We start from the raw sequence: 13,282 nt of genomic DNA on the forward strand, positions 1-13,282 counted from the left end.
ACTCTTCATCACTGCGCGGTTCAACCGGGAAAACAAACCTTTACCACGCGCGTTGCACCGCCAGGATAACGAGAAAGAGGGAACGCCCATGAAATTCGGATTAAGACCAGAGCTGCGTGTCGGTCTTGCGCTTTTGCCGCTTTGTGCCTGTACGCCGGCCTATCCGAAGCTGCCCCCTCTTCCAGACAACGCCCCGCCTTTCACGACGGCCGATGCCGCCTTCCTGCAGCAGGCGAACGAGCATGACCTGACACAGATCGCGCTGGCAAAGCTGACAGTCGACCATGCGCGATCAAACGACGTGAAGACGCTGGGTCAGGACGCGCTGAAGGATTACGAGGCCCACCGCAAGACGCTCTCGACGCTGGCAGGCAAGCATGACCTTGCCCTTACAACCACCGTGCTGGCCGCCGATCAGGAGAAAACAGACCGGCTCTCGAAGCTGCACGGCCCCGCATTCGATCGCGCCTATATGAAGGCGATACGCGACGATGCGCAGGCCAATCAGGCTTCCATCGGGACGGTGTTTACCACCACCAAGGACAGTGATGTGAAAGCAGCTGCGACCGATCTGCAGAAGCTCGATCAGCGCTATATCTCCTCAGCCTTCAGCTGGCTGCCGCAACTGGCAACGCGCAAGCACCGGTCCGGTACTCATCGATGAGTGTACGCCTCGATCGAATTGTGACGCGCGGTGGTGATGGCGGGATGACATCCCTCGGCGATGGCGAGCGCGTGCGCAAGGATGATCCTTTGATCGAGGCCATGGGCTGCCTCGACGAACTCAACGCAACTGTCGGTCTGGTGCGCCTCGCTGGTGCGTGTCAGGAACAGCTCGCACGGGTGCAGAATATTCTGTTCGATATCGGAGCCGTTCTGTGCATGCCAGGGCGCGACATGCCGCAAGCGCTCGCGGCGGATCAGATTGAATGGCTGGAGCGAGAGATCGAGGTGCTGCGTGCAAGGCAGGAACCACTAAGGAGTTTCGTGCTGCCCGGTGGGAGTGCCGGATCGAGTTGGGCGCATCTGGCCCGAACGATCACCCGACGGGCCGAGCGGCGGATCGTCTCGCTTGATCAGACGCGACTGGCTGGCGCAGCGGCGTTTCTGAACAGGCTTTCAGACTATTTCTTCGTTCTCGCCCGTCATCTCAATGACGATGGGCGCAACGATGTTCTCTGGCAGCGCGATCCTATGTGAATTGTGTAACGGTTCCAGCTTCTGCGCGTTCTGTGAGATTCTCCGCGCAGCGGGCCCCGGTGCACTCGCGTTGCTCCCAGACGGGGTGGGGTGAATAGTCCCTCATCCTGCCATTGACCCGCCGATGAATTTGAGCGCGTGCGATGAACAAATGGTATGATGGAACAAATAACTGTGATATGCGTCGTCCCGTTACGCCATAAGCCCTCGGTTACGGGGGAATGTGAATTCCCGTCATCGCATCCGTTATTATGACGAACTATGTGGCGGCAGGCAAAATCATCTTGTGGGATGTAATAAAAGCCCGTCATTTCTGTTTTGCGCCCAAGTATTTCATAAAGTCGTATTTGTTACGCAATCGCGAATAACGAGGTCGGTTTACTTTCCGTGTGGTGACACAAGGAAATAATTGGTCTAGGAGCAGAGGCAAATATGATCGCCTCAGCAATTATCAAGGAGACTAGTTGTCTCCTGCGTCAGGATTATGACTTCAAGGTAATGGCAGAAGTAATATCTTTCTACCGGACGAAATAAAGTGGATATGAACCCGGATTTATCAAGTAAAGACGACCGTACAGAAAACGAAATCAGCGAGGATTCTCTCCGCCTCGCTCTCGAACGCTTGGGGGCCAATAATCGCAAGCGCCCCGGTCATGTCACTCATACCAAATCATCTCCCGAGCCGCGCCGCCGTCGTTTCGTGCAGGAAGGGCAGGTTGTCGTCGAGCACCATCAGGTGTCACGCACGACACAGCGTGCCGCGCCTGCGACGAGCGATGACCAGAGTGATGAGATCAATCGCCTGCGCAACCTCGTCAAACTTGAACAGCGTCGGGCAGAAGATGCCCAGAGGGAACTGAGCGACGCTCAGGTACAGCTGCGTACGCTCGAGACGCATCTCGTGCACGAAAAACTGCATGTCAAGGAGCTCAAGACGCGCTGTGCCGATATCGAGCAGGCGCTGCTCGACTCTCAGGTCATGGTAGAGCGTTTGCGCGAGCAGGCACCGGCACCCAAGATGGCCGTTGAACGCGTTGCACCTCCGGGCGCGGAAGTGGTCAGGAAGACCCGCGGGCCTGGTCGTCCGCCCAAGGTCCGGCCGTCCGTTGATCCTTCCAATGAGCCTGAGCCGGTTCAGTGGTGGAAAGACTGAGGCAGCACGCACCGCATCTGCCGGGCAGGATGTTCGAATTGGCCGGGCGACAAGCCCGGCTGATTTGTTTCAGGGCTATGGGCTATGGGCTATGGGCTATGGGCTATGGGGTTCGGGCAACGAGATGCACGATGCTCGGACCAGGCCTTGCTTGCGCCTCAGGCCTGTAGCAGGCCCGTCCGTTATCCGGGCTTGCGGGACTGCGCCAGCTGACGCGCAAACCAGACCAGGCTTGCTGCAAACACGACGAGGCCGATGATTTGTGCCGTGCCTGCGCCGACCGGCAACGCGAGGAGATCGCCGTGGCCGCTCATGCCGCTCAGCACGGCAACCACGACACCGATTAGGCTTTCGCCAACGATGAAGCCCGAGGCAATCATCGTGCCGGCACTGTCATCGTCATGCACGTCGTTACGATGGGCCTTGTCGAATAGCCGACCGATAACGGCGCCGATGGCGATGGTGACCGATACATCGGCAGGAAGATAGATGCCCATGCCGACAGCCAAAGGCGGCAGGGCAAGGTTACGTAGCCTGAACAGGCGGTCGATCACGATCAGGGCCGCGCCAATCGCAGCGCCGATCAGGATCATGGTCCAGTCAAGGTTACGCAGCAGAATGCCGCGCGCCAGATCGACCATAAGGGCGGGCTGCGGTGCGGCGAGGGCGCGTGTTGGATCCATGTCCGGACGAGGCATGGTGCCGACAAAACCATAGGCCTGATACAGCACGTTCAATACGGGCGGGATGATCAGGGCGCCCACGACGCAGCCGACCAGCAGCACGACTTCCTGCTTCCAGGGAGAGGCACCGACAAGCTGGCCGGTTTTCAAATCCTGCAGATTATCGTTCGAAATCGCGGCCGAGCCCGTGAGGGCCGTAAGTACGAACAGGATATAGGCGATGGCGATGTGCTGGTCATGGGCCGAGAGTGCGTCCGGCACCAGATGAAGGGCCTCGAGCCCCATCAGGGCCATGCAGAGCGCCACGACACTGATGATCGAGATGCCAGAAATGGGAGAGGAGGAAGACCCGATAATCCCGGCCATGTAGCCGCAGGCGCTTGCTACAAGAAACCCGATGAACAGACAGGCAGCGAGGCCCAGAGCCAGCATGACCACCAGCAGGAAATCATGCGGTGTGACGGGCCACAGGAAGAGCGTGAACAAAGCGCCCAATCCGAGAACGAGCGCTGCGAGCAGGATGTTCATGATGGCGGGGGGCAGGTCGCGGTCCGTCTCGTCCAGCGTCTGGCGATGCGTGCCAGAAAACGCTTCCCTTAGGCCACGCGCGACGGGACCAAGCAGAGAACCAACGGTCCAGAGTGCCGCGATGGCGATTGTGCCAGCGCCCATGAACCGCACCTTGTGCACCCATATCCCTGTCGCAAAATCGGTCGCTGAAACGCCAGCCGGGTGGGGCAGAATAGCCGTGAGCCAGGGCACGGCAATTCCCCAGCCCAGCACAACGCCGCCCAGCATGGCGAGCCCGCCTGTCAGCCCGACCAGATAGCCCGTACCGATGAGCGCAAAGGAGTACGCCCCCTGCAGGCGGAAGATGGACTGACCGAGACTGAGCGTCAGGCTCCAGCCATCCTGCATCAAGCGCAAGCCGGTGCTCATGAATGTCACAACAGCAGCAAGCACGCTGCCGCGGATCAGGGATCTGAGCGCCTGCTGGTTCCCCTCCGGAGACGCGACGCGCAGGATCTCGGCGCAGGCAACGCCCTCGGGGTAGGGTAGGGCGCTATGGGTGACCAGTGCGCGGCGCAGGGGGATTGTGAACAGGACGCCTGTTGCGCCACCGAGTAGCGTGATGAAGAAGCTCTGCCAGAACGGAAAGCCGCCCCAAAACCCGATCATGACCAGACCAGGAATGGTGGCAAACACGCAGCTTAGCGTTCCCGCAGCCGAAGCCTGTGTCTGGACCAGATTGTTTTCCAGAATCGTACTGCCACCGAGGGCCCGCAGAACGGCCATCGATATGACGGTCGCCGGAATGGATGAGGCAAAGGTCAGGCCGATCTTGAGGCCAAGATAGACATTGGACGCGGTGAAGATGACCGTGATCAGAGCGCCGAGAATGAGTCCTCTTATGGTTAATTCCCGCGTCGCCTTGCTCATGCTGTCTCTCTGTGTCGATGTCGTAAGGAACTGGTCCTACGACGAAGCGATCAGAAACGAAAGACGAAGTTGGACTGGTAGTAACTTCCGCTCTTGCCACCAGCCGCGCGCAGCCCGTCCGAGCCGATGAAGCGCGCCCCATATTGGGTCCATGTGAGGTGACGATTGAGCTGCAGCGTCAGCGAGGCCTGCGGCACGATACCGATAAACCCGCCATGCAGGTTATTGAAAGTGTAAGCGCCCGAGGGACCGTAAACAGCATCATCCGTCGATTCACGCCAGAAGAGGGGGCTTTTGAATTGCAGGCTCAGCCAATTGCGTGGCGTGATGCGCAGGACTGGCGACAGGCTCACGAGGTTGCTTGGCGCAATATAGGTCGTGGTATCGAGATAGTTCGTCTGCGGGTTGAACGGGGCGATGTAGGTGCCGATGGTGCCGTTATTGCTCCTTGAGGAACCGCCAGAATACAAATCGGCCTGAACACCGATGAAGGGATGCAGCGGCGAGGGCGTATGGCGGTAGCCTGCGATGGCGTTGAAGGCGTAGGCCGAGACAGCGCGGTTCTGTCCGGTACGGCTCAGTTCGAAACTGCCCCCCTGATAGAGCCCTCCTACCGAGAATTCGAAGGATGGCGCGCCGCCATACCAGCGAAATCCGTAATCCTGACGCGCCGTCGTCCCATTGAGCGTCGACCGGTTATAGGCGAGGGCCGCCGAACTGCCGCCCAGGCGAAAGGCAATCAGGAAGAGGTCCAGAAAGGAGGACACACGCTCTGCCCCAAGAGAGAAGGAAGGCGGTGCCCAGGTTAAGTCGATACCGTGCAGACGCGTGCTCCAGTCGACGCGGTCATGGAACATCTTGTTGAACGTCACATTCGTGCCGACGAAATCGTAAACATCTGCGCGCAGGCGCGGCCAGATGGCATAGCCGCGCACACCGTTCCAGGAGAGGGGAACGTTGGGCGTCTCACGGTTGTAGAGAATATAGGACGGTGCATCGAGAAACTGCTGGCGCCCCACAATCACCCCGGCCTTTGCGCCAGCAAGCCTGGAGCGCAGTTCCACAAACCCTTGTTGCAGGTCGAGGCGCTTGCGATAGGTGGTGTTATAGCCAAACCCGCCCCAGCCAGCCGCATCGCCATTCACGAGTTGGCCGAAGAACCGCACGTGCTCGCCCAGATGAAGATCGGCACCGTAGAGGTTGCGCACGGCAAATCGCCCTGAGCCTGCCGGGCCACGTGTCCCGAGAAACGGCGTCTCCTCGGACCAGTTGCGCAGGCGGGTTTCGCCGGAAAAGCTGAGCCACCAACGGCCGCTGGCACTGAGCGGGATATATTTGATGGCATCGAACAGATCATCATGGCGCTTCCTGTCGCGCAGGAAAGACCAGTCTTCCGCCCAGGGGGCGACACCGTAGCGGCCTATCGGGCCGAACCCGGCAGATTCACCGTTTCCCCGCGTGAAAACGCCCCAATCGCCCTGCGTCCCGTGCGGGGGACGGTTTTGAAGCGGAGTCACGCGTCGCGGCTGCCCCACCGGCCCTGCATGGGGAAAGTTCTGGATTTCGGGTCGGCTGGTGCCGCTTACCGTCACCTGCTCCTCAGCCGCCGTGGGATCAACCCGCTGTCTCTGGCGTGAGGCCGGTGGCGCGGTCGTTGCGGTCCTGTCTGTATCAACCTGATTGATGGTTTCGCCATGCGCGGCGCAGGGAAGCATGCCTGCAAGCAGGAGCAGGGCAGGCAAGGCGGGATAAGGGCGCATGACGAAACGTTCCGGAGAAAGATGGTTCCCCAGCGTATCAGCATAAAACGAGAATACAAAGTGTTTCTATAAAAACACTCATAATATATGTGATTTAATTCGTGTGGGCAGTGAATTTTGCTGGGCGCAGATGAGTCTGATTGTAGTCAAGCTGCTCGCGGCTGAGCTGGAAACCAATCTTCAGAGAGTAGTTGGTCAGCTGCAGATCAGGCGAAGCAGGCACATCGATGATGCGTACCGGCGTGCGCAGTGAGACGGTGGACTGGTTGCCGGCAAACGAGACAGGAACCTCGAATTCCTTCTTGTCGATAATCTTGCCGTCGCGCATCACAGCCACGAAATACGGCAGGACGATATCCTTGCCATCAGAGGCCGGGCCGCGCTCAACCGTGATGCCCAAGCTGAGGCGTGAGCGAACGGTTTTCTTGGGTGCGCCTTCACAATTGCCGGTCAGACCGCTCATGGCCGCATGGGTCACAAGGCTGCCTGCATCCAGTCCGTGGCCGTCATACTGATAATAATCGGCTGCCGAACTCAGGATTTCGACCGGAGGGCAGACAGGGGCAAAGGCGCTCTGATCATCCTGATCGCACGCTGTGAGGGCTGTGCCCGTGCCGAGTATGGCGAGGAGAGGGAGGAACTGGCGGGCATATCTGGTCATGAACAAGGCTCTCGTCTATTCACCGGTGCGGAAACCGAGCCCGGTATGGTATGGTAGCGACACAACGCCAAATGATCATGCAATCATGGCCTCACATCAATCATGGGCTTGCATACTGGCAACGGGTTGCGTAGCTCCCATATGCGAGCCCATATCGCGAAGCGTTGCATCATCTGACATGCGTGCTGCCATGGGGCTTGTTCGCATATACCGCCTGCCGTGAGATTGGGGAACACCATGCCCGACACCTTGACCACTTCACGCCCGCAAGAGACCTCGGAGCAGGCGTCCGGGGCACAAACGCTTCGCGTTCTTCTGGCCGGGCCGCGTGGCTTCTGTGCTGGCGTGGACCGGGCCATCCGCGTGGTGGAAGAAGCCATCCGCCGTTATGGCGCTCCTGTCTATGTCCGCCACGAGATCGTGCATAACCGTACTGTCGTCGAGAATCTCGAGGAACAGGGCGCGATCTTCGTTGAAGAGCTCGACGAGGTCCCTGCGGATGGCCATGTCGTGTTTTCGGCGCATGGCGTGCCGAAATCTGTGCCGGCCGAGGCACAGCGTCGCAACCTGCTTTACCTAGATGCGACCTGCCCACTGGTCTCGAAAGTGCATCGTGAAGCCGAGCGCCATTTTGCCGGTGGTGGTCCCGATGCCCGTCATATCCTCATGATCGGCCATGCAGGCCATCCTGAAGTGGTCGGCACGATGGGCCAGCTGCCCAACGGTGCAGTGACGCTCATCAACGATGCGGAAGAAGCCCGTACCGTCCAGCCCGCCGACCCGACGCGTCTTGCCTTCATCACCCAGACGACGCTTTCGGTGGATGATACATCAGAGATCGTCGCGATCCTGCGTGAGCGTTTCCCGCTCATCGAAGGGCCGAAGAAGGAAGATATCTGCTACGCCACCACCAACCGTCAAGAAGCCGTGAAGGCCATTGCGCCAGAGAGCGACCTGGTGATCGTGATTGGCTCGCCCAACTCGTCGAATTCGCAGCGCCTGCGCGAAGTGGCCGAGCGTTCGGGCGCCAAGCGTGCGCTTCTTGTGCCCAAGCTGGCGGCGCTCGACTGGAGCGTGCTTGAAGGTGTTTCCACGGTCGGGATCACGGCAGGGGCCTCGGCACCTGAATCGCTGGTTCAGGAAATGGTCGATGCTCTCTCGACGCGCTACAAGCTCGATATCGAGGAGCGTATCGTGAAGAAGGAAAACGTGGCGTTCCGTCTGCCCAGCCCGCTTGGCGAACCCGTCTGAGATCTGGCGGAACACGCATGAACGCTTTTCTGTCCGCCTGAATCGATGGCGGTGTATACAACCATCCCGCCGGAGACGCTTGAGGCGTTTCTGGCGGAATACCATCTCGGTGCGCTCAAGAGCGTGGATGGGATCGCCGAGGGTGTCGAGAACACCAATTATCTGATCGAGACCGAAGCCGGACGTGCGATCCTCACCCTGTATGAAAAGCGGGTGAATGAGGCCGAACTGCCCTGGTTTCTTGGCCTGATGCAGCACCTTGCCCGTCGTGGTCTCAAATGCCCGACCCCGGTAATTGCGCGTGACGGCGTTGCCCTGCGGCGCCTCATGGATCGTCCGGCAGCCATCACGACCTTTCTCACTGGCCGTCCGATCGCCACGATTACGGCGGGAGCGTGCTTCTCGCTGGGGCAGGCGCTAGCGCGGTTGCACCTGCTGGGAGACGGCTTTCGGGCGCGTCGTGAAAACAGTCTTGGCCCGCAGGCCTGGCAGCCATTGCTCGATTCCTGCCGCGGGGCAGGGGACAGCCTGTATCCGGGCCTGACTGAAGAGCTTCAGCTTGCCATTGCCGATGTGCTGAAAGCTTGGCCGCAGGACGGTGCCCTCCCGCAGGGGCAGATCCATGCGGATCTCTTCCCGGACAACGTGTTTTTTGAGGGCGGGAACGTCTCGGGGCTGATCGATTTCTATTTCGCCTGCACCGATCTCTATGCCTATGATCTGGCGATCTGCCTCAATGCCTGGTGCTTTCCTGACGAGCAGACGGCCTCGCCTGCGCTCATTGCCGGGATGATGGGGGGCTATCAATCCGTGCGGCCGCTCGCGGCTGAGGAAAAGGTGGCCATGCCAGCGCTCGTTCAGGGGGCTGCGATCCGTTTCCTGCTGACCCGGCTCTTTGACTGGATCAACACGCCAGCGGATGCAATCGTCACACGCAAGGACCCGCTGGCCTATCATCACAGGCTTCGAGCCTGGCGCGAGAATGCGAAGGGGTTGCTCCATGTCTGAGGCAGCCAAGCCACCGCTCCCCGAGGGCGCGCCGCACGTCGAGATCTGGACCGATGGGGGCTGCCGCCCCAATCCGGGACCGGGAGGCTGGGGCGCATTGCTCTGTGCCAACGGGCATGAGCGTGAGCTTTCGGGTGGTGAACCCGAGACCACCAATAACCGCATGGAACTCACGGCAGCGGCCGAGGCGCTTGAGGCGCTCAACCGCCCCTGTCATGTGACGCTCCATACCGACAGCGAGTATCTGCGTAATGGCATCACGCGCTGGCATACCGGCTGGGTAAGGCGCAACTGGCGCAATGCAGCAGGTGATCCGGTCAAGAACATGGATCTGTGGCAGCGTATCCTGGAAGCGGAAAAGCGCCACCATGTGAAGTGGCTCTGGGTGCGCGGTCATAGCGGCAACGTCAATAACGAACGCGTGGACCAGCTTGCCACAGCAGGGCGCGAGGCCATCGAGCGGGGCTGATGGCCCCGGCCATCGCTGGCCGACACAGATCCCTGTTAAATCTCTCTTTCTAGTCCCGTTCAGACAAGCAACCGCCCGATGTCTCGGGCTTTCGCCGGGTCACAACGCTGTCGGGCATAGCGGGGCGTTACCCCGCGCATCCAAGCCTTCCAGAAACTCCGCATCAGACGGGCAGGCAGATACGATGGGCGATGTCGGTCGCGTTATCGGCGTCCTGCATCAGGCCGAGCAGCTTGAGTTCGTCCACATATTGCTCGACCTGCACACGAAGCGGATGCCCTGTGACCGGATGGCTGGTGATTTCGCGATCCAGCATGCCCTTCGCATCGTCCGGTGCGTCCTTGTCCTTGTCCCATAGCAACGCCAGTTCGTCGCGATGCGCGGGGAACTCGTGCTGGGCATCGCTGAGCGCGGCGGTGAGGGCAGCAGCGAGGCCGGGGTCCTGAGCCAGAGCCCTGGTTGCGATACCGAGCGTAAGATCGATTCTTTCGCGCTCGGCCCCCGTCATGCTGTCGAGCATGTTCCAGCTGATCCCTTTGGTCTGTTGCAGGATTCGCCATCCCATCGGGTCATGCACGGCGACGGCATCCAGCTCCCCTGCGCGCAGGGCATCGGCCATATCGTCTGCAGGAATCGCGACCCAATGGACCGAATCGGTTGGATGCAACCCACGCCGACGAAGCTGGATGCTGACGAATCGGCGGTCGGCTCCCTCAAGGCTCATGACACCAATCTTCTTCCCAGCGAGGTCAGCCACCTTGTGCAGCTTCAGGTCGCGCCGCACCAGAAGCCGGTAGCTCCCGCCTCTGACGCCGCAGGCCAGTTTCGCCGGCAGATCTTCGGCGTCATCCTGATAGAGCGCAGGCAGCCAGTCGAGCAGGGGGCTGAGCGCGGCATCGGCGCGACCGTTCTGCACAGCATCGATCGCACTGTTTCCGCCGCCCACCTCGACGATATCGACCTGCAGATTGTAGCGCCCGAAAAGCCCCTGCTGGCACAGCCAGAGCAGGGGATCATAATCGGATTCGGGCCAGGCGAGGCGTACGCGTCTCGGCTTTCCATCTGTCGCGATGCGGGTGCGATGATGGAAAACATGCCGTGATTGCAGGACTGTAGCGAGAATGATGCCGCCTGCACCCATGAGAACAAGTCGGCGGGAGGGCGCTGCCATCAGAAGAAAAACTCCATATGCAAAAAAAATGACAAAGGGGGGTTTACCCCATGAAAAGCTTTCGCTAGATAGTGCCTCGCCGGTCCCGAATAGCTCAGTTGGTAGAGCAAGCGACTGTTAATCGCTGGGTCGTAGGTTCGAGTCCTACTTCGGGAGCCAGGCATTTTTCCTTCAAAATTCATATTTCATCCGGTGTGATCGTATCAAGGCGATCCAGCGCCCACAGGCGCGGGAACATCCTGATCCAGAGCCCCGCGACGACAAGCGTGCCAATGCCGCCTGCCACGACTGCGGCTTCGGTGCCGATGGCTGTCGCCAGCATACCGCTCTCGAATTCACCCAGCTGATTGCTTGAGCCGATAAACAGCATGTTCACGGCAGAAACACGGCCGCGCATGCCATCGGGCGTAGCAAGCTGTGTGAGGGCACCTCGAACCACCACACTCACCACATCGGCAGCGCCCAGCACGGCCAGGGAAAGGACAGAGAGGGTGAGGGAATGCGAGATGCCAAACACAATGGTGGCGATGCCAAAAATGCCGACAGAGGCAAACATGATGGGGCCGGCATGAGATTTGAGCGGGTAGCGGGCGAGCACCAGCGAGCCCATGAGCGCCCCCACAGCCGGTGAGGCCCTGAGTATGCCCAGCCCTATGGGGCCAAGGTGCAGGATATCATCGGCATAGACAGGCAACATGGCTGTTGCCCCACCCAGCAGCACCGCGAACAGATCGAGCGAGATTGCCCCCAGCAGGTCGCGGCGACGCTTGAGGAAGGCAATACCGCCAAACAGCGATTCAAGGCTCATGGGCGAACGATTGCCCACATAGGGCTTCAGCCTGAGCAACGAGGTCGAGACCAGAGCAACAGCAAAACCACAGGCGCAGGTTAGGTAGCAGAAATCCGCGCCCATGCCGTAGAGCAGCCCACCCAGAGACGGGCCAATGATCGAGGCTGTCTGGAACAGGGACGATGACAGCGCCGCCGCCCGAGGGAACTGTGCCGGAGTGGCGATCGAGGGCAGAAAGGTCTGCTGGCAGGGCCCCTCGAAGGACCGCAGCGCTCCAAAACACGCGACGAGCGCATAGAGCGCCCAAGGCGCCAGCTGGCCGGTCATGGTGGCGAAGGCCATGAGAAGTGCACCGCACACCTCGATCGCCTGACAGATCTGCACGATACGTTTGCGATTATAGCGATCAGCCACATGGCCCGAGATGAATACCAGCGCAAGCATGGGCAGGAACTGGGCGAGCCCGATAAGGCCAAGCGCCGTGACGCTATGGGTCAGGGCATAGGTTTGCCAGGCAACCGCCACGGCAAGCACCTGTGCAGACAGGGCAGAGAGCGTGCGACCTGCGAGAAAGGGCCTTAGCCCGATGATATCGCGCAGCGCGTCGGAGGGAGGAGGGGGCGAAGCGTCGGGAGAAAGGGGCTCTGGCATGGCGCAATCACTATAGACAGCGCCCGCAATCCAGCAATGTTGTGTATGAAAATCAGCAGCACGCCTCCGCGCAGGTTTTTGCCCCACAGCATGCGTCAGAATGCCCGCGCAGCATGGCGATTGCGCGATTGCATTTCGCGGGTCGCGCAGGCAGGTTCCGCCGCATGACTTCAGACAGCGACATTGCCCCCGAATCGTCCCCGGCTCCTGTGCCCGTTGGGGCCGTTCAGCCCGATATCCGTGTCGGGACCATCGCCTCGGCGCAGGAAGAGGGGGGCAGGACGCTGCTCTGGATCGATTTTGGCGCCCATCTGGGTGTCCGTCGTGCCACAATGACCCTGGCAAGAAACTACAAGGCACCGCAGCTGGTTGGCAGGCAGGTTTGCGCTGTGGTTAACCCGCAACTGCAAAACACGACCGTCAATCAAGTGCTGGCGCTCGGCATGCCTGATCGCTCCGGCGACATGGTGCTGATCTGCCCGGACCACCGGGTGCCAGATGGAGGAAAACTGTTCTGATGGCTACCAACTACGCAACCGTCACCTGGGACCAGCTGCACCGCGATGCCCGCACCCTTGCCTCGGCCCTGATGGCGCGCGGCGAATTCAAGGGCATCGTGGCCGTCACCAGGGGCGGGCTCATTCCGGCGGCTATTATCGCGCGTGAGCTCGATTGCCGTCTTGTCGAATCCATCTCGGTCATCAGCTATTCGGGCGAAAGCGCGCAAGACCAGAAGGAACCCCGCGTGGTGAAAGCCCCGATTGCTGCCGGTGACGGCGAGGGCTTTCTGGTAATCGATGATCTGGTCGATTCCGGTGAGACGGCCAAGGTCGTGCGCGATGTGCTCCCCAAAGCGCATTTTGCCTGCCTTTACGCCAAACCCAACGGCAAGCCCCATACCGATCAGTATGTGATGGAAGTGGCACAAGATACCTGGGTGCTCTTCCCGTGGGACACGGCGCCGCTTTTCGTACCGCCGCTGGCCCGCAACCTAGGCGCCTGAACTGGGCACCTAACTTGGGCGCGCAACTTCTGGGCGTAACCT

Annotated in this window: 13 protein-coding genes and 1 tRNA gene; 9 read left to right on the forward strand and 5 right to left on the reverse strand. The window is 60.4% G+C overall.

From position 1 onward, the window contains the following. Nucleotides 1–88 precede the first annotated feature (88 nt). The 3 genes from P5689_RS12675 to P5689_RS12685 all read left to right on the forward strand — a co-directional run bounded on the left by P5689_RS12675 (nucleotide 89) and on the right by P5689_RS12685 (nucleotide 2,353). On the forward strand, nucleotides 89–664 hold the full coding sequence (locus P5689_RS12675; protein ID WP_285533414.1) for a DUF4142 domain-containing protein: 576 nt from the start codon (nucleotides 89–91) through the stop codon (nucleotides 662–664). Continuing rightward, nucleotides 661–1,200, forward strand: coding sequence for a cob(I)yrinic acid a,c-diamide adenosyltransferase (locus P5689_RS12680; RefSeq protein WP_285533415.1), 540 nt, complete (start codon nucleotides 661–663; stop codon nucleotides 1,198–1,200). The genes P5689_RS12675 and P5689_RS12680 overlap by 4 nt, the downstream gene beginning before the upstream one ends. Nucleotides 1,201–1,735: 535 nt before the next feature. Beyond that, nucleotides 1,736–2,353 carry a hypothetical protein gene (locus tag P5689_RS12685; protein WP_285533416.1) on the forward strand — a complete coding sequence of 206 codons (618 nt, stop codon included), beginning with the start codon at nucleotides 1,736–1,738 and terminating at the stop codon, nucleotides 2,351–2,353. A 182-nt stretch (nucleotides 2,354–2,535) separates the two neighbouring features. Here the strand turns inward: P5689_RS12685 and P5689_RS12690 are convergent, their stop codons facing one another. The 3 genes from P5689_RS12690 to P5689_RS12700 form a co-directional block, all read right to left on the reverse strand. Next, nucleotides 2,536–4,476 (reverse strand): OPT family oligopeptide transporter, encoded by a 1,941-nt coding sequence (locus tag P5689_RS12690; protein WP_285533418.1) that lies wholly within the window; start codon nucleotides 4,474–4,476, stop codon nucleotides 2,536–2,538. Nucleotides 4,477–4,526: 50 nt separating this feature from the next. Next, nucleotides 4,527–6,236: an alginate export family protein gene (locus P5689_RS12695; RefSeq protein ID WP_285533419.1), complete on the reverse strand. Its 1,710-nt coding sequence runs from the start codon at nucleotides 6,234–6,236 to the stop codon at nucleotides 4,527–4,529. Nucleotides 6,237–6,330: 94 nt separating this feature from the next. Then, nucleotides 6,331–6,897, reverse strand: coding sequence for a hypothetical protein (locus P5689_RS12700; RefSeq protein ID WP_023978609.1), 567 nt, complete (start codon nucleotides 6,895–6,897; stop codon nucleotides 6,331–6,333). Between the two features lie 237 nt (nucleotides 6,898–7,134). Here P5689_RS12700 and ispH point away from each other — a divergent pair, with 237 nt between their 5' ends. From ispH to rnhA, 3 genes are read left to right on the forward strand one after another with little or no spacing between them, the layout of a single operon-like run. Further along, nucleotides 7,135–8,148: a 4-hydroxy-3-methylbut-2-enyl diphosphate reductase gene (ispH, locus tag P5689_RS12705; protein ID WP_023978608.1), complete on the forward strand. Its 1,014-nt coding sequence runs from the start codon at nucleotides 7,135–7,137 to the stop codon at nucleotides 8,146–8,148. A 45-nt stretch (nucleotides 8,149–8,193) separates the two neighbouring features. Further along, nucleotides 8,194–9,156: a homoserine kinase gene (thrB, locus tag P5689_RS12710; protein ID WP_285533421.1), complete on the forward strand. Its 963-nt coding sequence runs from the start codon at nucleotides 8,194–8,196 to the stop codon at nucleotides 9,154–9,156. Next, complete coding sequence (rnhA, locus tag P5689_RS12715) at nucleotides 9,149–9,625, forward strand: ribonuclease HI (protein ID WP_285533422.1); 477 nt, start codon at nucleotides 9,149–9,151, stop codon at nucleotides 9,623–9,625. The genes thrB and rnhA overlap by 8 nt, the downstream gene beginning before the upstream one ends. Before the next feature lie 163 nt (nucleotides 9,626–9,788). Here the strand turns inward: rnhA and P5689_RS12720 are convergent, their stop codons facing one another. Further along, complete coding sequence (locus tag P5689_RS12720; RefSeq protein WP_285533423.1) at nucleotides 9,789–10,796, reverse strand: ABC transporter substrate-binding protein; 1,008 nt, start codon at nucleotides 10,794–10,796, stop codon at nucleotides 9,789–9,791. 83 nt (nucleotides 10,797–10,879) lie between these two features. On the opposite strand from P5689_RS12720, the gene P5689_RS12725 reads away from it, so the two are divergent. After that, a tRNA-Asn gene (locus tag P5689_RS12725) sits at nucleotides 10,880–10,955 on the forward strand. A 19-nt stretch (nucleotides 10,956–10,974) separates the two neighbouring features. Here the strand turns inward: P5689_RS12725 and P5689_RS12730 are convergent. Further along, a complete protein-coding gene (locus P5689_RS12730; RefSeq protein WP_285533424.1) occupies nucleotides 10,975–12,237 on the reverse strand; it encodes an MFS transporter in 1,263 nt (420 codons plus the stop codon). Between the two features lie 164 nt (nucleotides 12,238–12,401). Here P5689_RS12730 and P5689_RS12735 point away from each other — a divergent pair, with 164 nt between their 5' ends. Further along, nucleotides 12,402–12,755 (forward strand): tRNA-binding protein, encoded by a 354-nt coding sequence (locus tag P5689_RS12735; RefSeq protein WP_285533425.1) that lies wholly within the window; start codon nucleotides 12,402–12,404, stop codon nucleotides 12,753–12,755. Beyond that, entirely contained in the window at nucleotides 12,755–13,240 is a 486-nt protein-coding gene (gene gpt, locus P5689_RS12740; protein WP_023978602.1) for a xanthine phosphoribosyltransferase, read from the forward strand. The genes P5689_RS12735 and gpt overlap by 1 nt, the downstream gene beginning before the upstream one ends. The last annotated feature ends 42 nt before the right edge of the window (nucleotides 13,241–13,282 follow it).

It is taken from the genome of Asaia sp. HumB (genome assembly GCF_030263835.1).
Lineage (GTDB): Bacteria > Pseudomonadota > Alphaproteobacteria > Acetobacterales > Acetobacteraceae > Asaia > Asaia bogorensis.

Excerpts from the sequence above, each read along its gene's own strand:
- P5689_RS12720 (WP_285533423.1), bottom strand. The coding sequence starts at position 10,796 with ATGGCAGCGCCCTCCCGCCGACTTGTTCTCATGGGTGCAGGCGGCATC.
- P5689_RS12735 (WP_285533425.1), top strand. The coding sequence starts at position 12,402 with ATGACTTCAGACAGCGACATTGCCCCCGAATCGTCCCCGGCTCCTGTG.
- P5689_RS12680 (WP_285533415.1), top strand. The coding sequence starts at position 661 with ATGAGTGTACGCCTCGATCGAATTGTGACGCGCGGTGGTGATGGCGGG.
- rnhA (WP_285533422.1), top strand. The coding sequence starts at position 9,149 with ATGTCTGAGGCAGCCAAGCCACCGCTCCCCGAGGGCGCGCCGCACGTC.
- ispH (WP_023978608.1), top strand. The coding sequence starts at position 7,135 with ATGCCCGACACCTTGACCACTTCACGCCCGCAAGAGACCTCGGAGCAG.
- gpt (WP_023978602.1), top strand. The coding sequence starts at position 12,755 with ATGGCTACCAACTACGCAACCGTCACCTGGGACCAGCTGCACCGCGAT.
- P5689_RS12730 (WP_285533424.1), bottom strand. The coding sequence starts at position 12,237 with ATGCCAGAGCCCCTTTCTCCCGACGCTTCGCCCCCTCCTCCCTCCGAC.
- thrB (WP_285533421.1), top strand. The coding sequence starts at position 8,194 with ATGGCGGTGTATACAACCATCCCGCCGGAGACGCTTGAGGCGTTTCTG.
- P5689_RS12690 (WP_285533418.1), bottom strand. The coding sequence starts at position 4,476 with ATGAGCAAGGCGACGCGGGAATTAACCATAAGAGGACTCATTCTCGGC.
- P5689_RS12675 (WP_285533414.1), top strand. The coding sequence starts at position 89 with ATGAAATTCGGATTAAGACCAGAGCTGCGTGTCGGTCTTGCGCTTTTG.
- P5689_RS12695 (WP_285533419.1), bottom strand. The coding sequence starts at position 6,236 with ATGCGCCCTTATCCCGCCTTGCCTGCCCTGCTCCTGCTTGCAGGCATG.
- P5689_RS12700 (WP_023978609.1), bottom strand. The coding sequence starts at position 6,897 with ATGACCAGATATGCCCGCCAGTTCCTCCCTCTCCTCGCCATACTCGGC.